The sequence below is a fragment of the Streptomyces sp. NPDC023838 genome, from assembly GCF_040639555.1.
Classification (GTDB): Bacteria; Actinomycetota; Actinomycetes; order Streptomycetales; family Streptomycetaceae; genus Streptomyces.
On record NZ_JBFAAD010000050.1, the window covers coordinates 21780 to 40981 of the forward strand.

Here is a 19202-nt window from a genome sequence, read left to right on the forward strand (position 1 = left end):
TGAACCGGCGTACGGCGATTCCAGGGCTCTGACGACCGTCAGTGCCCGCCGGTCGCCGCCCCGCCGAACTCGGCCCCGCCGGTCGCCACTCCACCGGGCCCCGCTCCACCGGACCCCGGCCCGCCGACCTCCGCCCCACCGGATCCCGCCCCGCCGAACTCCGCCATCGCCTCCTCGACGATCGCCTCCAGGCGGGCGTGGTGGGCGCCGCGCCAGTACACGCGCTCGCACGCCGTGCACTGCGCGAAGACGTCGTACGCGCTGCGCGTCCCGTGTTCCAGGAGCTCGCGGACGGAGTCCTTGTCGGCCTCCCGCAGCGGCGCGTTGCAGGCGGTGCAGCGGGTCCACGGGGCGAGTACGGGCGCGAACCGCTCCAGTACGTCCCGGAGTTGGTCCTCGGGGCGGTGGCTGTAGACGTACGCGCCCGCCCAGAGCTCGCGGCGGCGCAGCAGCCCCCGGTCCCGGGAGAGCAGCACGCGCCGCTCGGCCGCCGAGAGCGTGGCGAGCGCGGGGTCGCCGATGTCCTCGCTCTCGTACGCCGCGTCGACACCGAGGAGCCGCAAGCGGCGGGCCAGCGTGCCGAGATGGACGTCGAGGAGGAAGCGGAGCGGGGCGCCGGGGACCTGCTGGGGGCGCTCGACGGCGCACACCTCGACGCTTTCGCCCGCGCGCGGGATGTGCGAGACGGGCACCTCGTGGCCGTCGACGAGAAGCCGGCCGACCTCGGTCAGCGGGACGCCGAGCGACTCGACGACGTGGCCGAGCGTGGACGACCCGTCCGTGACCACCGCCGTACGCCCCGCGCGGCGCTCGGCCGGGACGAAGAGGTGCAGCTCGGGGGCGAATCGACAGTGGATCTCCGGTCCGTTCACGACGTCAGGATGCCATCGGGCGGGGGGCGGGAGCCACGTATTTGGGGCCGGTGCTCGGGCCTGCGGGCGGGCCTTCGGTCGGCCCTGTGAGCGGGCTACGGTCGGCCTGCCCTTGGGCCCGGCCCGCGGTCGGGTCTGCGCTCGGGCTTGTGCTGCCGCGCTAGGGGCGGAACGACTCCGCGTTCTCCGCCGCCCAGGCCGCGAACGTACGGGCCGGGCGGGCCGTCAGCTCTTCGACGCCGCGCGTGACCGTGTCGGGGCGCCCGTCGTACGAGGCGAAATAGCCTAGCAGCGCGTCCGCGACCTCGGCGTCCATGTACGCGGCCATCGACTCCTTCCACGCCTCGGGGCTCACCGTCTCGACGGCGATCTCGCGGCCCGTCGCGGCGGCGAGCGCGGCGATCTGCTCGCCGGCGGTGAGGGATTCGGGACCGGTCAGGTGGTACGCGGCGCCGCGCAGCCGGGGCTCGGCGAGCACCGCGTGGGCGGCGTCGGCGACGTCCGCCTCGTGGATGGGGCTGGCGTGGGTGCCGGGGTAGGGGAGGGCGACCGTGCCGGTGGACTTGATCGACCAGGCCCAGCCGCCCGCGTTGCCCGCGAAGGCGCCGGGGCGCAGGAGCGTGGCGTCGATGTCCGAGGCCTTCAGGGCCTGTTCGACGGCGAGGTGGCGGCGGGCGATCGGGTTGTCCTCGGCGCCCGCGTACAGGACGGAGCTGGAGGAGAGCAGCACGATGTGCTCCACTCCGGCGGCTTTCGCCTCGGTGAGGAAGGCGTCGATGTGCGCGGGGTTGGCGTACAGGAAGACCTGCCGGACTCCGGCGAGCGCGGCCGGGAAGGTCGCCGGATCGTCGAGGTCGAGCCGTACGGTCGCGATGTCCGGGGGCAGATCGAGCTTCTCGGGGGCGGCGGAGGCGGCGCGCACGGGGGTGCCGGCGGCGCGGAGGAGGGAGATGAGGGTGGAGCCGATGGTGCCGCGGCTGCCGGTGACGAGGATGGTCATGGGGTTCACCTTGAGGAGAGGGTGGGTGGACGTGAGGTGCGTACGGGCTGCGTACGAGACGTATGCGGGCTGCGTACGAGACGTATGCGGGCTGCGTACGAGACGTCTGCGAGCTGCGTACGAGACGCATACGAGATGCGCACCGCAGGAACTGTGCTCCGCAAAATCTGCGTTACGCAGATAAATATCCGTGAAGAAGGCTCACCGGTCAAGGGGATTTCGGTGAGCCTTCGGGATGCGTTCGTGTGGTTACCCGGCCGGGCGCTCGTCGCGGCTTTCGACCACGCGGAAGTGGCTCATGATCCGCTGCTCCTCGTCGAGGACATGGAAGGCGACCCCGGGCGGCGAAACGATGTTGACCAGGCCTTCTCCGGCCTCCCACGGCATCCGCAGCGTCGATGTCACGCCTGGCGCGATCAGCAGCGGCAGCCCGGCGAAGGTGGTCGCGGCGGAGGTGTGGGCGTGGCCGACGAGTACGGCGGGCACATGGGTGCGCCCCGCCAGGAGTCCGGCCAGCCGGTCGGCGTTGGCGAGGTTGATCGAGTCCAGGTACTCGTGGTGGATCACCGTCGGCGGGTGGTGGAAGGCGATCAGCGTCGGGGTGCCGTCCAGCGCGTCGAGCATGCGGGCCAGCCACTCCAGGGTGGCCTCCTCCAGGATGCCGCCGTCCTCGCCGGGGATGGTCGAGTCGCACATCAGGATCGCGTAATCGCCCAGCCGGTGCAGGCGGTTGACCGGTGCGTACGGGTCCGGGGCCGTGCCGCCCGGCTCGCCCGGCAGGTCGAGCAGGCCCTTGCGGTACGCGGCGCGGTCGTCGTGGTTGCCGGGGCAGGTCAGGACGGGGGCGTGGATGCGGGCGAGCAGTTCGGCGGCCTCGGCGTACTCGGCCGGGGCGCCGTGGTCGGCGATGTCGCCGGTGACGAGGACGGCGTCCGGGCGGCGGGACATCGCGTTGATGTACGTGACGACCCGAGCGGCGCGTTCGGCGGCTCGCGCGCCCCCGTCGAGATGCAGATCGCTGATGTGGGCAAGCAGCACGGGATCCCCCTGGGTCACGTGGATGATGAGCCACCTGGGCAAGCTCATGGGTGAGCCGCTCAGCTAATGGTTGAGTCGCTTGTTTCCATTAGGACCCTAGGACTCTAGGGGGTGGCCGGCGGTACGTACAAGGGCCGATCGCGGGGTGGTGGCCCGGTCCGGGGCGGTGGCCCCGGGGTGTCCGGGGGCGGCGCCCTGAACCTGGATTCCCGTACGCGCCGCACCGAAGCCGACCGGACCCAAACCGCCACCCGCACCGAGGGCGGCCAGATCCATCGGACAGGCCCTAGCCGAGCGGCTGCTCCCCGAGGTCGAGGCACCAGTCGTTGGACGTGAGCGGATGGCCCGGCGGGTACTCGAACTCGACCTCGCCCAGGAGGCGGAACCCGGCCTTGCGGAGGACGACGTTCGACGCTGCGTTGTCGACGGACGGGTACGCGTGCAACTCCCGCCGCCCGCCCGCCTCCCGTGCGGCCCGCGCGACCGCCACGAGCGCGGCGACGGCGAGCCCGCGCCCCTGGAACTCGGGCAGGATCCCGTACCCCGTCTCGTACACCTCCTTGCCCTGCCACTCGCGCGGCCAGTACCCGACCGACCCGACGGCCTCGCCCGTCCCCGCGAGCGAGATCCGGAACATCCGGCCCTCGGCGGGCTCGCGCTGACTCAGCGCGACGTACCGCTGCTGCCGGGCCAGCAGCTTCTCCTCGTCCTCGGGGCCGCCGGTGTGGGCGGTCATGGCGGGGGAGTTGGAGTGGTGGAGGAGGGGGAGGTCGTCGGGGGTCCAGGGGGTGAGGTCGATGAGGGTGTCCATGGGGGTGTCCATGAGGGGACTGTAGGCGGGGGGTCTGACAGGGGGGATCCCCCACCCCGCCCGTTCCCTTGAGCCCTCAGCCGGGCGACTGGGTTCGCCGACTACGGGCTCGGTGGGCGCGACCAGCCACACTCGGCCCGCAGACAAACAGGGGCCGGGGCGCAGCCCACTGGAGACCAGCCAGCCACCCACCCCCGGAGGGTCAAGGGAACGGGCGGGGTGGGAGAAAATCACCGGTTCCCCCGGCCGCACCACACCAACCCCCCGGCGTACAACCCCAACACCACCCCCACCAACGGGTAATACACCCCCGGCAGCGCCGCCATCCCCAGCGCCGCCCCCGCAGGCGTCAGCGGCAGGAGCAGGCCCACCGCCGCGAGGCCGGACGCCGCCACGGGGACCGGCCCGAGGCGGCGGCCCGCCGCGCCCCGGCCCGCCGCGCCCCGGCCCGCGCGGAGCAGGAGCATCACCAGTGCCTGGGTGAGCAGGTTCTCCGTGAACCAGCCGGTGTGGAACGACGCCTGGCCCCCCGCGTCGCCCCCCGCCCGTACCACCCACGCCAGCACCGCGAACGTCGCGAGGTCGGCGGCGGCGTTGAGCAGCCCGAAGCCCGTCACGAAGCGCAGCACCTCGCGCGGCCGCAGCCGCAGCGGGCGGCGCAGGGCCGCCGGGTCCTGGCGGTCGTACGCGAACGCCAGCTGCGCCGCGTCGAAGCACAGGTTCTGCACCAGGACCTGCGCCGGCAGCATGGGCAGGAACGGCAGGATCAGCCCCGCCGTCAGCATCGCCATGACGTTGCCGAAGTTGGACGACAGGGTGATGCGCAGGTAGCCCGCTATCGTGCCGCCGGCCCGGCGGCCCGCCGCGATCGCGTGGTCCAGGGACGTGAGGTCCTTCGCCGCGAGCACCACGTCCGCCGCCTCGCGCGCCACGTCCACCGCGTCGCGCGGACAGATCCCGACGTCCGAGGCGCGCAGCGCGGGCAGGTCGTTGACGCCGTCGCCCAGGAAGCCGGTGACATGGCCGCGCTCGCGCAGTACGCGTACGATCCGGGCTTTCTGGGCGGGCGTACAGCGGGCGAACACCGTGGTGCGGGCGGCCAGTTCGGCCAGTTCCGCGTCGGGCAGCCCATCGGTCCGGTCGGCCGTGACCACTTGCCCCGGCGGCAGGCCCAGCTCGCGGCAGGCGCGCGCAGCCGTGCCGGGATGGTCGCCGGTGAGGACCTTGACCTCGACGCCGCTGCGGGCCAGCGCGGTCAGCGCGGCGGCGGCCGTCTCGGCGGTCGCGTCGCGCAGCCCCACCAGGCCGACGAAGGTGAGGCCGCGCTCGTCGGCGGTCGTGTACGCGCGCGTCCGCGCGGGCCGTTCGCCGAGCGCCACGGCGAGCACCCGCAGCCCGTCCTCGGCGCGCGCGGCGGCGAGCGCGGTGATGCGGGAGCGCTCCCCGGCGCCGAGCGCGCACCGCTCCAGAACCTCCTCGACCGCGCCCTTGACGATCAGGGTGTGGCTGCCGAGGCGGTCCGGGGTGCGGACGACGGCGGTGGACAGCCGGCGCACCGGGTCGAAGGGGAGGGCCGCGACCGGGTCGTACTCCAACGCGTCCAGACCGTCCGGCAGCCGCTGTTCGGCGGCGTCGAGGAGCGCCTCGTCGAGGGCGTCGGCGGCCGGCACCTCGGCGAGCTGGAGCGTCCACAGGCTGTTGGCGGCCGCCCAGCGCAGCACGTCCGCGTCCTCGGCGCCGTGCGCGTCCAGGGCGCAGTCCAGGACCGGGCGGTCCTGGGTGAGCGTGCCGGTCTTGTCGACGCAGACGACGTCGACGGCGCCCAGGTCGTGCAGCGCGGGCAGCCGTTTGACGATCACCTCGTGCGTACGGGCCAGGGCGGCCGCGCCCTGGGCCAGCGCCGTGGTGACGATCACCGGCAGCATCTCGGGGGTCAGCCCGACGGCCACCGCCACGGCGAACGGCAGGGTCTCCAGACCGCGCCCGCGCAGCGCCGCGTTCGCCATCAGGACGAGCGGCGGCGTGAGCAGCATGAATCTGATCAGGATCCAGGAGATCCCATAGACGGAACGGTCGAAAGCGGTCGTACGGCGGTCACTTCCGCGCGCGTCGCCGCGAGCCGGGGACCACTCGTCATCGGCCGCGCCCTGGTCCGCCGCGAACCGTGTGTCCGCGCCGGTCGCGACGACGACTCCCGTACCGCTGCCGGAGGCCACACTGCTGCCCTGGAAGCACAGTTCCGGGCGGTCGAAGCCGCTCCCGTCCCCACCAGTGCCCGGGGCCGGGGCTGGGACAGGGACAGGGACAGGTACAGGGGCATCGGCCGGATGTTTGCCCACCGGGGCCGACTCGCCGGTCAGTGCCGCCTGATGCATCGTCAGGCCCGTCGCGCGCAGCAGCCGCAGATCCGCCGGGACCAGGTCGCCCGGACCGAGTCGGACCACATCGCCCACCACCACCTGGTCCACCGGGATCTCGCGCGGCGCGGGCTCCGCATCCGGGCCCGCCCGGCGCACCACCGTCGCCGTGGTCGCCACCAGCTCGCGCAGCCCGGCCGCCGAACGGTCCGCGCGGTACTCGCCCGCCGCCCGCAGGGCGCAGCTCACCGCCACCAGGACCGCGATGACGGCCGCCGTGCCCCACGCCGCGACCAGCGCCGACACCACGGCCAGCGACGCCAGCACCGCCGTGAACGGGTCCCGCAGACTCCGTACGAGCCGGACCGGCCAGGACGGGGGGCGCCGGGTGGGCAGCACGTTCTCGCCGTCGCGCGCGAGGCGGGCGTCCGCCTCGGACTCCAGCAGCCCGCGCGGCCCGGAATCGAGCGCGCGCAACACCTTCAGCGGGGTCCGCCGCTCAGGCGCCCAGGTCACGGACGAGTCCCGGAGTCACGCCGGCCCCGCGCCGGTCGCCCAGGCGCGCCACGAGCCAGCGCACCAGCTCGGCCACCTCGGGGTCGTCCACCAGGTAGACCACCCGGCGGCCCTCGCGGCGGGAGCGGACGAGCCCGGCGAGCTTCAGCTTCGCCAGGTGCTGGCTGACGGCGGGCAGCGCCCCGCCGACGCGCTCGGCGAGGCCCGTCACGTCCGACTCGCCGTGGCTGAGCGCCCAGACGATGTGCAGCCGCGCGGGCGAGGCGAGCAGCCCGAAGACCCCGGCCGCCTCGCCGAGCACGTCGGCGGACGGATCGCCGGACGGATCGCCGGACGGGGCGCCGGATGGGTCGCGGGACCCGTCGCGGGACGGGTCGCGGGACACGTCGGCGGCGGCGTCGCCCGACGAGCTGGTCAGCTTCTTCACCGGCGCCTCCTGCCCGTGTCTGTCCGTCCCACGTCCGTCCGTCCCGCGTCCGTCCCACGTCCGCACGTACGTCCGCACGTACGTCCGCGACGTACGCGATGAAGTCAGGCCGCCAGTCTAGGTGCGACCACTGACACCGACCTCGGGCCGCCGTGGCACCGGCCGCCGGACGCGGGCTACCGGGACGCGGGCTATATCGGGGCGCGGGCTACCGGGCGCGGGCTACAGCAGGACGAGCGTGACCTCCGTCGCCTTCACGCTCGACCAGACCGCCACGCCCTCCGCCAGCCGCAGCTCGGCCGCCGCCTCCGGGGTGATCTCCGCGACCAGGTCCGGGGCCTGCGGCGAGCCGATCAGGACGCGCAGCCGGCTGCCGGACGCGGTGATCTCGCGGACCGTCCCGGGCCAGGAGTTGCGGGGGCTGCCGCCGGGCCGGTCGCGGTGGACCGAGACCGACTCCGGCGCGATGATCGCCAACGCGCGGCTGCCGACGGGCAGTTGCTCGGCCGCGACGATCCGTCCGCCGCCGGGCAGCGCCAGCCCGTCCGCCCCGGCCACGCCCGGCCAGGCGTTGCGGCCGAGCATCCGGGCCACCCAGGGGGAGCGCGGATGGCGGGTCACCTCGGCGGGCGGGGCGTCCTGGAGGGCGCGGCCGCCGTCGAGTACGAGGACGCGGTCCGCCAGCGACAGCGCCTCGACCGGGTCGTGGGTGACGATCAGGCAGACCCCGCCGAAGCCGTCGAGATGGGTGCGCAGGGTGTGCCGTACGTGGGCGCGGGTCGTCTGGTCGAGGGCCGCGAGCGGCTCGTCGAGCAGGAGCAGCCGGGGCCGGGCCGCGAGCGCCCGCGCCAGCGCGACCCGCTGGGCCTGGCCACCGGAGAGCTGGCCGGGCCTGCGGTGGGCGAGGCGGCCCACGCCGAGCCGGTCCAGCCACGTCTGCGCCTCCTGCCGGGCCTCGGCCCGCCCGACGCCCTGGGCGCGCAGCCCGTACGCCGTGTTGGCGAGGGCCGTCATGTGCGGGAACAGCGCGCCGTCCTGCGGCACCCACGCGACCCCGCGCCGGTGCGGTGGGAGGCCGGTGACGTCCTGATCGCCCAGGCGCAGTCCGGCACGCGCGCGTGGGGTGAGGCCGAGCAGGGCGCGCAGGAGCGTGGTCTTGCCCGCGCCGTTCTCGCCGACGACGGCGATGGTGGTGCCGGCCGGGGCGTCCAGGGTCAGCTCGGTGAACCCGCTGACCTCGGCGTGCAGCGCCCAGCTTCCGGAGGGGGAGGGGGAGCCCGGACCGTCGGCGGGGGCGGGCTCGCCGGGCTCGCCGACGGCCCCGGGCTCGTCGGACTCGTCCGCGCGCCTCTCCTCCGTACGCCTCTCCTCCGCGGGTCTCTCCTCCGTACGCCTCTCCTCCGTACGTAGTACGGATACGGAACGGCTCCCGCCCCCCGTCCAGCGGCCGCGCAGCGCGATCAGGACCGCCATCGCGATGGCGAGCAGCAGCAGGGAGACGGAGGTGGCGGCCTCGGGGGAGTTCTGGAGCAGCAGATAGACCTGGAGGGCAAGGGTCTGGGTGGTGCCGGGGAGGTTGCCCGCGAAGGTGATCGTGGCACCGAACTCGCCCAGCGCGCGCGCCCACGTGAGCGCGGCCCCGGCTGCCAGGCCGGGCGCGACCATCGGCAGCGTGACGGTCAGGAACACCCGGAACGGGGAGGCGCCGAGCGAGGACGCGGTTTCCTCGTAGCGGGGGCGCAGCCCGCCGAGCGCGCCCTCCAGGCTGATCACCAGGAACGGCATGGCCACGAAGGTGGCGGCGACGACCGCGCCGGAGGTGTGGAAGGGCAGCGTGATGCCGAAGGTGTCCTCCAGCCACGGCCCGAGCAGCCCGCGCCGCCCGAAGCCGAGGAGCAGCGCCACACCGCCGACGGTCGGCGGCAGCACCATCGGCAGCAGCACCAGCGAGCGCACCAGCGCCTTGCCGGGGAACTCCACGCGCGCGAGGAGCCACGCCAGCGGCACGCCGAGCACGAGGGACAGGCCGAGCGCCCAGAACGAGACGAGGAGGGAGAGCCGCAGCGCCTCGGTGACGCCCGGGCTGGTCAGATGCGTACCGAGGTCGCCCCAGGAGGTACGGGCCAGGATGCCGACGAGCGGCATCAGGAGGAACGCCACGGCGAGCAGGGCGGGCACCAGGAGGGTGACGGGGGCGCGCAGGCCGCCGGAGCGGGCGCCCGGGCTCCAGCGGTGCGGCCGGCTGCTGCTGTTCTTCATCGCGGCTTCCTGGGGCTTTCTGGGGCTTTCCTGGGTTTCCTGGGCTTCCTGGGGTGGTGCGGGGTCGGGGCCGCCCGTTTCGCCCCCGTACGGAACGGGCGCCCCGGCAGGGGAGTTACGGCTTCTGGAAGCCCGCGTCCTGGAGGATCTTCTGGGCCTCCGGGCTGCTGAGCCACTGCACGAACGCGGCCGCCGCGTCGGCGTTCTTGGAGGACTTCAGGGTCGCGGCCGGGTACTGGGCCACCGCGTTCTGCGCGTCCGGGATCTCCACGGCGTCGACCTTGCCGGTGGCGGAGGCGGCGTCCGTCTTGTAGACGATGCCCGCGTCCGCCTCGCCGAGCTCGACCTTGGTGAGCACGGCCCGTACGTTCGGCTCCTGCGAGACCGGCTTGACCGTGATCTTCTGCGCGTCCAGGACCTTCTGGCTGTAGCGCCCGACCGGCACCTCGGGCGCGGCGAGCACGACCTTCAGCTTGCTGTCGGCCAGGTCCTTGAGCGCGCCGACCTTCTTCGGGTTGCCCTTGCCGGTCGCGATGACGAGCCGGTTCTTCGCGATGACGGTGGCCGCGCCGGTGTCCGGCCTGAGCCCGTCCATGGTCCTGGTGTCGGCGGTGACCAGGGCGTCGGCGGGGGCGCCCTGCTTGACCTGGGCGGCGAGCTCCTGGGACCCGGCGAAGGAGAACGTCACCTTGGTGCCCGGGTGCCCCTTCTCGTACGCGGCGCCCGCCGCCTTGAAGACGTCGGTGAGCGAGGCGGCGGCGAGGACGGTGAGCTTGGCGGCCGGAGCGGCGCTCGCGCCCACGGTGGCGTTCGGCCTGTCGTCGTCCTTGGAGCAGGCGGCGAGGGGAACGAGGAGGGCGGCGGTGACAACGGCTGCGGCGGCGCGGCGCCGGGTGGGGAAGGGGGCCATGGGGACGTACTCCTTGAGGGCTGAGCCGCGCCGGTGACGGCGACGCCGCGAGGAACATGGACGTACAGGGACGTACATCTACGTAGATGTACGTAGATGTACGTACGGGAATGTCCTGCGGGTGCGTCCTAAGCGCGGTCGATGTGCACGCTGGTCGACTTCACGCGGGCGGTGGCCTGCATGCCGACTTCGAGCCCCAGCTCCTCGACGGCCTCCCGGGTGAGCAGCGAGACCAGCCGGTGGGGACCGGCCTGGATCTCGACCTGGGCGGCGACATCGCCGAGCTTCACCGCGGTGACGATGCCGGGGAAGGCGTTGCGGGCGGAGGTGTACGACACGTCGTCCTCGCCGGGGCCGTTCTGGGCGACCTCGATGGAGAACGCGGCCAGATCGCGGCCGTCGATGACACGGCGACCGCTGTCGTCGCGGTGGGTGGCGACGCGCCCGGCGTCCGCCCAGCGCCGGGCGGTGTCGGGACTGACCCCGAGCAGACGGGCGGCCTGGCCGATCGTGTAGGACTGCATGTGCCACAAGATAGGCCAGATCTGGCCGCGTTTACAGGTGCTTTGGGGCTACCTACATCGCAGGTGCGAGGCATGTGGAGGAAGGTCCAGGGGGTGCGCCCTGGGCGGGCCCGCCCCCGACAGGGCTTCAGGGACGGCCGCCCTTGCGGTGGCCGACGAGGGGAGCCGTGCCGCGTCACTGCTGAAGGGGGGACACCGAAAGCAGGTGGCGCCCCTCGCGGCCACACCAGTCAGCCGCCGTCGTGCAGATACCGGGGCCTGCGGTCCACAAGTGCCTCCATCGCGGCCTCGAACCTGCGGCTGAGCCGGTCGCGCAACCACGCACCGGCTTGTTGCGAGGGAACGAAGGCCAGCTCGGAGAGTTCCTCATCATGCGGGCGGAGTGCTGTGGCCTGGTCACGGCCAAGTGCACCGGCGTCGAAGATGAACGCGATCTGGTCGTCCCACGGGCCGTGGGGTGGCACCCAGTCGACGACGAGCAGCCCCTGGAGGGGAAGGTCGAGGCCGAGCTCTTCCTTGAGTTCGCGGCGGGCCGCGTCGTCGGGGGCTTCGTTGGGTTCGGCCATGCCGCCGGGGAGGTCCCAGCCGGGCTTGTAGGTGGGGTTGACCAGGAGGACATCTCCGTCGGGGTTACGGAGGACGACGTCGGCGGCGACGCGTTTGCGGGCCTGGGTGGCGTTGCCTTCGGCGAGGTAGGCGTTCCAGGCGTCGGGGTCGGCGGGCGTGGGCCTCATGGTGCGGTGCCTCCCCTGGGCGGCGGGATGATGTCGGCGAGCAACAGCATTCTGGCCCGTCGTACGTCGGCGAAGCGCGCCAGGAAGTCCCGCACGGGCAGGTATCCGCGATGCGGGGCCAAAAGGTCTTGGAGCGTGTCGAGTTGGTGGACAACTCGCACAGAGCCGAGGGTCGGGTCGGCGGTGAGCAGGTCATGACCCACATGCAAGGCGACATCCAGCTCGCGCCGGTGTACGTGGATGCTGACCAAAGTGATCCGGCTGAAGGCGAGGGAGCGGGCACGGCCGGTCTCCCGCAGAGCGACGGACCGTTCGGCGTGCTCCAGAGCGGCGCCGTACTCGTGCAGGTCTCGATGGACGAGGGCCGACTCGCTGGCGAGCGCGGCGGCGTCGAACGGGCTGAGCCAGGGGTGCTCGCCCTCGGCGGCCGTCTCCATGATCTGGTGGGCTTGGTTGAGTGCCCGTACCGCTGGAGCGGCTTGGAAGGCGGCAGCCAGAGCCCTGGCCTTCATGGTGTGCAGGCGGGCGGTGAGCGTGGGGATTCTGGGCCCTTGACCGAGGATGTCGAGGCCCGTGGCGGCCCAGTGGGCGGCGGCTGCGGGGTCACCGGTCTGCAGGGCGAGGTGGCTGCTGCTGGCGGCGACGTTGGCGGCCAGGGCATGATCGCCGGAGGTGCTGGCCAGGGGCAGGGCGCGGGTGAAGTGGCGTTCCGCGAGGTCGTCGCGGCCGGAGTCGTGGGCCATCCAGCCCGCCATCTCGGTCAGTGCGGCGGCAGCCGCGAAGACCTGTGGATGGCTGTCGGCGTCGACCAGACGAGGGGCGACGCTGCTGGTCAGATGCCGTACGACCGCGCCGTACAAGCGGGTACCGCCGGTCTGGCGATCGGCGTTGCGGAAAGCGTCCATCGCCGCCACATCGTCGCCATCCACAGAGACCGGAGTCGAGTGGCCGGAGGCGGGCATGGCGATGGGTTCCCAGGAGCGGGGGGCCAGGCCGAGGAGGCGGCCCGGGATGTGGAAGGCGTCGGCGATCTGTTCGAAGATGACGAGTTTTTCGACCCGGCTCTTGCCGTTCATGTAGTCGTAGAGCCGCCCTTGGGTGATGTCGACGGCACTCGCGATGCGGCGGGTGCTGATGCCTCGATGGTTGAGCAGCCGGAACAGGGCTCCCATGTCGCGCTGCGCGCAAGCATCAAGGAGCCGCTCGTCGCCGAGCAGCCCGGTGACGACTTCGCGAGGGTCTCGCTGTGCGCGGTCCATCGCTGACTCCCCCCGTACGGCGTGCATCGAGGTTATGTCCAACGAGCTTGGAGTGACTCCGACTTGGGGTCACCCGGCGGAGTCTCGCGGGTCCCGGGAGCGGCCGTTTACTGAGTTCCGCCGTCGGGAGCCGCGTAGTCCGCGAGCAGCCCTCTCGTACGGCGTACTAGGCGGCTCCGTCGCCGCCCCGTCGGGGGCGGGGCCGCTCCGTCCCCAGCCCGAGGAGCAGTCCTCATGACCACGCGCCACGCCCGGATCCCCGTACCAGGAGACACCTCTGCCGTCGCCCTTGCCCGGGACCGCATCCTCATGCAGGTCAGCGGCTGGAACACGCCGCTGGACGACGACCAGCGGGAGGCGGTGAAGCTCGTCGCCTCGGAGCTGATCACCAACGCGGTCGTCCACGGCGACGACGATGTCATGGTGGGCCTCTACTACGAAGCGGACGAGGGCCGGCTGCTGTTGGTCGTCCACGACGGCAACCCCGAGCCGCCCGAGCGCAAGAACGCGGCGGCCGACGACGAGGGCGGTCGCGGCCTGGCCCTGGTGGACTGTTTCGCGGCCCGACACGGCTGGGAACCGACCGAACGGGGCAAGAAGGTATGGGCCGAGTTCGAGGTACCAGCGCCCGCCCCGGAGACCGGCCGCAGTGCGCCGTTACGGCTGCGGCTGCGCGCTCTCTGCCTGCGGCCGTACGTCCGTGACGCTCAGCTGCCCCTCGCGATGGCGGCTGAACTGTGACCGCCGGGGACACCCTCCTGTCGAACGACGGGGGAGCCGCTGTGACGCCTGCCCGTCTCGCCGCTGCCCCTGGCGCTGTGATCATGCAGCCGACCACGTTGTGCCAGCCGCTCGACTGCCGGTACTGCTACCTGCCCTTCCGCAAGGAGAAGCACCTCATGGCGATCGAGGTCGCCGAGGCGGTGGCGGCCTCGACCAACGCATGGGCCCGTCACAACCCGCGGTTCGAGATCGTCTGGCACGGTGGCGAGCCGTTGTCGGCAGGCCGAGACCATCTGGCCCGTCTGATGGAGCCCTTCACCGCGGGCAGACACACCCTGCAGACGAACGCGGCGCTGATCGACGATGCGTGGTGCGAGTTCCTCCTGGAGTGGGAGGTAGGGGTGGGCGTCAGCTTCGACGGCCCGGAAGACCTGAACACCCACCGCGTCACGCGCGCCGGCCACCCGGCCTTCCGCGTCATCAAACGCGGCATCGAGCGCCTCAAGGCCCACGGGATCCGGTTCTCGGCCATTGCCGTGGTCACCGACCCCGCCCCCGCCCGCGCGGCCGACTTCTACGAGTTCTTCACCCAACTCGGCTGCCACTCCCTCGGCGTCAACATCGAGGAGCAGGAAGGCGTCAACACCACTGTGCGCGCTGCCGACCGCGAGCGGGCGGTCGAGTTCTGGTCGGCACTCACGGCAGCCTGGCGGGCCAACCCGGCCATCCAGCTCCGCGAGGTCTCTCGGGTGCGCGAGTTCGCCGCGACGGTGTATGGGGAATCGGCCACGGGGCCTGCCACGCAGCCGTGGGACCCGCTGCCCACCATCGCGTACGACGGTGGCGTGGTGCTCCTCTCTCCGGAGCTGGCAGGCTTCACCGACCCGCGCTTCGGCGACTTCACCACCGGCAACGTCCTGCACGACAGCCTGGAGTCGCTGATGGCTGAGGCAGAGCAGCGCACCTCGTGGCTGCCCGAGTTCTGGCGCGGCGTCGACGCCTGCCGCGCCACCTGCCCGTACTTCGCCTTCTGCGGCGGTGGCCACCCCGCCAACCGCTACTTCGAGCATGGCGGCCGCATGGACGGCACCCGCACCCGCTACTGCACCACCGCCAAGATCGCCCTCCTGGAAGGAGTCATCCAACATGTCCGAACCCACAGCGATTGACCTCGTCCTCACCTCCGCTGAGCGCCTGCGCGCCCTTCTACGGACCACGGGCCCGTCTTCGCCGTCGCCCGTCGCGAAGTTCGACAACCGCCCGACCTGGTCCAACAACACCCCGGCGTTCGACAACAGGCCGACCTGGGACAACTGGAACAAGAAGTAGCCTCGGCGGCCTCGGCCCCGGAGAGACCTCCCGATGGATGGAGTACGACCATGGACAGCCGCACCTTCGGCCGCGTCACCCTGAGCCTGCCCGGCCTGGACGAACCGGGTCTGTACCTGTCCAGCGTCCAGTCCCTCGAAGGCGGCCGGGGCATCCTCCAGGACTTCCACTACGCCGACGCCGACCTCCGCGCGCTCGACCTCGTCGGCGCCCAGCTCGTCAGCGGCAAGATCACCGCTCTTCGCGCCACGCGCGTACGCCTGGAACAGCTTCGCCTCAGTACGGTCGAGTTCAACAACTGCGATCTCGGCAGCGCTACTTGGCGCGACAGCAAGCTTTCCCGCGTGATCTTCCGCAACTGCAAGATCATGGGCGCCACTCTGTCGGACCTGACGCTGGACGACGTCCTGTTCGAGAACTGCAAGCTCGACTACACGACCCTCGAAAGCCTCCGCGCCACCGGCCCGGTCGTCTTCTCTCAGTGCGTACTCACCGAGGCGTCCTTCACCGGATGTGACCTCACCGGCGCTGTCCTGGACGCCTGCGGCCTGCGGCTGACCGAGTTCGGCACGGGCCGCTACAAGGACCTGGACCTGCGAGGCAACGACCTCTCCGCCATCACCGGTGCTGCCAACCTCTCCAAGGTCATCATCGACCGCGCCCAACAGGTCGAGCTGGCCCAAGCCCTTCTCGCCGAACTCGACGTCACGTACGGCGAAGACCTCGACGACTGCTGACCCCAAGAAGGGGCACCCATATGACCCTGAGTATCGCGGCCGCCGACCTCAGCGCCTTACAGGGGCGCTGCGAGACGACGACCCTGCGCACCATGCGAGGCGGCCCCACTTATGAGACCGGGGCAGTCGTACCCGCCGGCCCGTGGGCCGGCATCACCGACGACACCGCCCGCGACCTCACCGACTGCGCGCACGTCAAGGACAGCGCCCTGGTCGAGCTGGTGAAGCCGCCGGACCTCACCGACGTACTCGGCACCCTGGCCGACTGCCTCGGCGATCCGGACGCCGTCCACCTCGGCCAGGCCGGTGCCCCCGCAGACACCTTCACCACCACCGCGAACCACGAGAACGGCGGCCGCCGTATCGGCCTGCACGTCGACAACTGGGACAAGCTGCCGTACCCCACGAAGCACACCGGCCGCCGACGGCTCTGCCTCAACCTCGGCCCCGGCACCCGCTACCTGCTCCTCGGTGATCTGGACATCCGCACCATCTGCGAAGCGGTCCACCCCAATGACTTCGGCCTGCGCTACCCGCACACCGACGACCTGCGTCACTACGTCGAGGACGGCCACCTCGTCCACTGCTTCCGGCTTCGCCTGGACCCGGGTGAGGGCTACATCGCCCCCACCGAACTCTTTCCGCACGACGGCTCCACGCAAGATCAACAGAGCCCGTCGACCGCCGCATTCTGGCTCGGCGACTGGCCCAGGGGCGTCCTGCCCTCCCTGGTCTAGGGCCTGTCCAAGGGGGCGCGATACGGGCGTACCGCTCGGCCGCGCGGAGGACGCTGCCCGGATGCTGCGCTTACCCGGAACCCCCAGCTCACGGCCAAACCAAGCAATAAGGCTGATGCCCAGCCTCATGCAGCCGTACCGAGAAGTCCTGCCACTCGTGCAGCAGCTGGTACACGTTGAACGCATCCCGCGGCCCGCCCCGGTCCGGGACCGTGGACCAGATGAAGGCCGCCGCGCCCACCGTCTCCTCGCCCACGCCCCGCAGCGGGTCGACCACCGTCATCGGGAGCTTGACCACCGCGTAGTCGGGGTGGAGGACGACCAGCTCCAGCGGGGGGACCTTGTGCAGCGGTATGCCCTGGATGCCGGTGAGGACCATCGCGGCCACCGTCTCCGGCTTGATCTTGGTGAACATGCCGCCCATGCCGAGCTCGTCGCCGCCGAGCTCCTCGGGGCGCATCGAGATCGGCACCCGGGCCGCGGTGGCTCCGTCGGGCGCGCCGAAGTACTTGTAGGTCACCCCCACTCGGCCACTTCCGTTTCCCGGACCCGTGACGCGGTCGATCCGTTCGATGCGTTCTTCCGCGTCGCGCCGGTGCCGTCCCCGCCGACGGGCGCGCTCGGGACCCCGGTCATCGGTCCCCTCGCCCAGTCCGCCACCGCGATGCATATCTTTCACCCGATTGCTTGTAGCCCGACTGCTTTGTAGACGGCGCGACCCCCGCCGCGCAACCCGATCATCGTGTCAGTGACCTCCCCCACCGGGGTGCGGTGAAACACCTGTCCGCAAGAACGTCCGGGCCTCTGCCACCATGGCCTGTGTGAGCTATCCGTACGAATACGACGCCCCAGTTTCGCAGACGCTATTCGACCGCGCGTCCCTCGTGACGCCCGGCGGCGTGAACTCCCCCGTCCGTGCCTTCCGCGCCGTGGGCGGTACGCCCCGGTTCATGGTGTCCGGTACGGGGCCCTATCTGACCGATGCCGACGGGCGTGACTACGTCGACCTGGTGTGTTCCTGGGGTCCGATGATCCTCGGGCACTCCCACCCGGACGTGATCGCCGCCGTGCAGGAAGCCGTCGCCCGTGGTACGTCCTTCGGTACGCCCGGCGAGGGCGAGGTGGCGCTCGCCGAGGAGATCGTCGCCCGGATCGAGCCCGTCGAGCAGGTCCGCCTGGTGTCGTCCGGCACCGAGGCGACCATGTCGGCGATCCGGCTCGCCCGCGGCTTCACCGGCCGCGCCAAGGTGATCAAGTTCGCGGGTTGCTACCACGGTCATGTCGACGCGCTGCTCGCCGCCGCCGGTTCCGGCGTGGCCACCTTCGGGCTGCCGGACACCCCGGGCGTCACCGGCGCCCAGGCCGGCGACACCATCGTGCTTCCGTACAACGATCTGGACGCGGTCCACGCGGCCTTCCACGCCCACCCGGGCGAGATCGCCTGCGTGATCACCGAGGCCTCGCCCGGCAACATGGGCGTCGTGCCCCCGGCGGACGGCTTCAACGCCGGTCTCAAGGCCGCCTGCGCCAAGAACGGCGCGTTGTTCATCTCCGACGAGGTCATGACCGGGTTCCGGACCAGCAAGGCCGGTTGGTACGGAGTGGATGGCGTCAAGCCGGATCTCATGACCTTCGGCAAGGTCATGGGCGGCGGCTTCCCGGCCGCGGCCTTCGGCGGCCGCGCCGACGTGATGGCCCACCTCGCCCCGGCCGGACCCGTCTACCAGGCGGGCACCCTCTCCGGGAACCCGGTCGCCACCGCCGCGGGCCTGGCCCAGCTGCGGCTGCTCGACGACGCCGCGTACGCCAAGGTCGACGCGGTGTCGCAGGAGATCCAGGGGCTCGTCAGCGCCGCGCTGGCCAAGGAGGGCGTCGCCCACCGGCTTCAGACGGCGAGCAACATGTTCTCCGTCTTCTTCACCCCCGACGAGGTACGCGACTACGAGGACGCCAAGAAGCAGGAAGCATTCCGCTTCACCGCCTTCTTCCACGCGATGCTGGCGAACGGCGTCTACCTGCCGCCGTCCGCCTTCGAGTCCTGGTTCGTCTCGACCGCCCACGACGAGCGCGCGATCGAGCGCGTCGCGGCCGCGCTGCCCGCCGCCGCCCGCGCCGCAGCGGAGGCCACCGCATGAGCCAGAACCCCGCCGAAGACATCACCGTCGTGCACCTCATGCGCCACGGCGAGGTCCACAACCCCGACGGCGTGCTCTACGGGCGCCGCGCCGGCTACCACCTCTCCGAGCTCGGCCGGCAGATGGCCGACCGGGTCGCCGAGCACCTGGCGGGCCGCGACATCACGCACGTCGTGGCCTCCCCGCTGGAGCGCGCCCAGGAGACGGCGACCCCGATCGCCAAGGCGCACGGCCTCGACCTCGGCACCGACGCCCGGCTGATCGAGGCGGGCAACGTCTTCGAGGGCAAGACGTTCGGCGTCGGCGACGGCGCTCTGCGCAAGCCCGCCAACTGGAAGCACCTCACCAACCCGTTCCGCCCGTCCTGGGGTGAGCCGTACGTCGAGCAGGTCGTCCGGATGATGGGCGCCCTGGACGCGGCGCGCGACGCGGCCCGCGGCCACGAGGCGGTCCTGGTCAGCCACCAGCTGCCGATCTGGACCGTGCGCTCGTTCGTGGAGCGGCGGCGGCTGTGGCACGACCCGCGCAAGCGCCAGTGCACGCTCGCCTCGCTGACGACGTTCACGTACCGGGGCGACAAGATCATCTCGGTGGGCTACAGCGAGCCCGCCCGCGATCTGGTCCCGGCGCACCTGCTGGCCGGGGCGAAGCCGGTGAAGGGGAAGGCCAAGGCCTTCGGCGCCTGAGCCGGTACGGGGTGGTGCGCGCCGGACCGGTGAAGGGGAAGGCCAAGGCCTTCGGCGCCTGAGCCGGTACGGGGTGGTGGGGGGGGGGGGGGGGCCGGGGCCCCCCCCCCCCCCCCCCCCCGCGGGCCACCGACAACCCGAAAGAACA

The 19202-nt window shown here is 72.2% G+C and carries 19 protein-coding genes; 7 read left to right on the plus strand and 12 right to left on the minus strand.

The features are described 5' to 3' along the window. Nucleotides 1-38: 38 nt before the first annotated feature. The 11 genes from AB0G17_RS34705 to AB0G17_RS34755 all read right to left on the minus strand — a co-directional run bounded on the left by AB0G17_RS34705 (nucleotide 39) and on the right by AB0G17_RS34755 (nucleotide 12707). A complete protein-coding gene (locus AB0G17_RS34705) occupies nucleotides 39-872 on the minus strand; it encodes a Mut7-C RNAse domain-containing protein (protein WP_361391343.1) in 834 nt (277 codons plus the stop codon). Between the two features lie 160 nt (nucleotides 873-1032). Then, on the minus strand, nucleotides 1033-1872 hold the full coding sequence (locus tag AB0G17_RS34710) for an NAD(P)H-binding protein (RefSeq protein WP_361391346.1): 840 nt from the start codon (nucleotides 1870-1872) through the stop codon (nucleotides 1033-1035). A 249-nt stretch (nucleotides 1873-2121) separates the two neighbouring features. Then, complete coding sequence (locus AB0G17_RS34715) at nucleotides 2122-2958, minus strand: metallophosphoesterase (protein ID WP_361391349.1); 837 nt, start codon at nucleotides 2956-2958, stop codon at nucleotides 2122-2124. Between the two features lie 238 nt (nucleotides 2959-3196). Further along, a complete protein-coding gene (locus tag AB0G17_RS34720) occupies nucleotides 3197-3733 on the minus strand; it encodes a GNAT family N-acetyltransferase (RefSeq protein ID WP_361391352.1) in 537 nt (178 codons plus the stop codon). Nucleotides 3734-3951: 218 nt separating this feature from the next. Continuing rightward, the gene (mgtA, locus tag AB0G17_RS34725) at nucleotides 3952-6594 is read right to left on the minus strand and encodes a magnesium-translocating P-type ATPase (protein ID WP_361391355.1); all 2643 of its coding nucleotides are present in this window, start codon (nucleotides 6592-6594) and stop codon (nucleotides 3952-3954) included. After that, the gene (locus AB0G17_RS34730; protein ID WP_361391394.1) at nucleotides 6578-6895 is read right to left on the minus strand and encodes a metalloregulator ArsR/SmtB family transcription factor; all 318 of its coding nucleotides are present in this window, start codon (nucleotides 6893-6895) and stop codon (nucleotides 6578-6580) included. The genes mgtA and AB0G17_RS34730 overlap by 17 nt, the downstream gene beginning before the upstream one ends. 348 nt (nucleotides 6896-7243) lie before the next feature. Next, nucleotides 7244-9280 (minus strand): ABC transporter permease, encoded by a 2037-nt coding sequence (locus tag AB0G17_RS34735; protein WP_361391358.1) that lies wholly within the window; start codon nucleotides 9278-9280, stop codon nucleotides 7244-7246. 115 nt (nucleotides 9281-9395) lie between these two features. Continuing rightward, entirely contained in the window at nucleotides 9396-10190 is a 795-nt protein-coding gene (modA, locus tag AB0G17_RS34740) for a molybdate ABC transporter substrate-binding protein (RefSeq protein ID WP_361391361.1), read from the minus strand. Between the two features lie 128 nt (nucleotides 10191-10318). After that, a complete protein-coding gene (locus tag AB0G17_RS34745; protein WP_361391364.1) occupies nucleotides 10319-10714 on the minus strand; it encodes a helix-turn-helix transcriptional regulator in 396 nt (131 codons plus the stop codon). 230 nt (nucleotides 10715-10944) lie between these two features. After that, nucleotides 10945-11448, minus strand: a complete 504-nt coding sequence (locus AB0G17_RS34750) for an NUDIX hydrolase (protein ID WP_361391367.1) — start codon at nucleotides 11446-11448, stop codon at nucleotides 10945-10947. Next, the gene (locus AB0G17_RS34755) at nucleotides 11445-12707 is read right to left on the minus strand and encodes a helix-turn-helix transcriptional regulator (protein WP_361391370.1); all 1263 of its coding nucleotides are present in this window, start codon (nucleotides 12705-12707) and stop codon (nucleotides 11445-11447) included. The genes AB0G17_RS34750 and AB0G17_RS34755 overlap by 4 nt, the downstream gene beginning before the upstream one ends. 234 nt (nucleotides 12708-12941) lie before the next feature. Between AB0G17_RS34755 and AB0G17_RS34760 the strand changes: the two genes are divergently transcribed. From AB0G17_RS34760 to AB0G17_RS34780, 5 genes are all read left to right on the plus strand, one after another. Then, on the plus strand, nucleotides 12942-13448 hold the full coding sequence (locus AB0G17_RS34760) for an ATP-binding protein (protein ID WP_361391372.1): 507 nt from the start codon (nucleotides 12942-12944) through the stop codon (nucleotides 13446-13448). 83 nt (nucleotides 13449-13531) lie between these two features. After that, a complete protein-coding gene (gene amcB, locus AB0G17_RS34765; RefSeq protein ID WP_361391376.1) occupies nucleotides 13532-14599 on the plus strand; it encodes a cyclophane-forming radical SAM peptide maturase AmcB in 1068 nt (355 codons plus the stop codon). Continuing rightward, a complete protein-coding gene (gene amcA, locus AB0G17_RS34770; RefSeq protein ID WP_361391379.1) occupies nucleotides 14577-14759 on the plus strand; it encodes a multiple cyclophane-containing RiPP AmcA in 183 nt (60 codons plus the stop codon). The genes amcB and amcA overlap by 23 nt, the downstream gene beginning before the upstream one ends. Before the next feature lie 50 nt (nucleotides 14760-14809). Further along, on the plus strand, nucleotides 14810-15496 hold the full coding sequence (locus AB0G17_RS34775; RefSeq protein ID WP_361391382.1) for a pentapeptide repeat-containing protein: 687 nt from the start codon (nucleotides 14810-14812) through the stop codon (nucleotides 15494-15496). A 20-nt stretch (nucleotides 15497-15516) separates the two neighbouring features. Next, nucleotides 15517-16233 carry a hypothetical protein gene (locus AB0G17_RS34780; RefSeq protein WP_361391385.1) on the plus strand — a complete coding sequence of 239 codons (717 nt, stop codon included), beginning with the start codon at nucleotides 15517-15519 and terminating at the stop codon, nucleotides 16231-16233. A gap of 88 nt (nucleotides 16234-16321) precedes the next feature. Here the strand turns inward: AB0G17_RS34780 and AB0G17_RS34785 are convergent, their stop codons facing one another. Continuing rightward, complete coding sequence (locus AB0G17_RS34785; protein WP_079125728.1) at nucleotides 16322-16903, minus strand: hypothetical protein; 582 nt, start codon at nucleotides 16901-16903, stop codon at nucleotides 16322-16324. 142 nt (nucleotides 16904-17045) lie between these two features. On the opposite strand from AB0G17_RS34785, the gene hemL reads away from it, so the two are divergent. Together hemL and AB0G17_RS34795 are read left to right on the plus strand one after the other, a co-directional pair. Continuing rightward, nucleotides 17046-18368: a glutamate-1-semialdehyde 2,1-aminomutase gene (gene hemL / locus AB0G17_RS34790; RefSeq protein WP_361391388.1), complete on the plus strand. Its 1323-nt coding sequence runs from the start codon at nucleotides 17046-17048 to the stop codon at nucleotides 18366-18368. Beyond that, nucleotides 18365-19054 carry a histidine phosphatase family protein gene (locus tag AB0G17_RS34795; RefSeq protein ID WP_361391391.1) on the plus strand — a complete coding sequence of 230 codons (690 nt, stop codon included), beginning with the start codon at nucleotides 18365-18367 and terminating at the stop codon, nucleotides 19052-19054. The genes hemL and AB0G17_RS34795 overlap by 4 nt, the downstream gene beginning before the upstream one ends. Nucleotides 19055-19202: the final 148 nt, after the last annotated feature.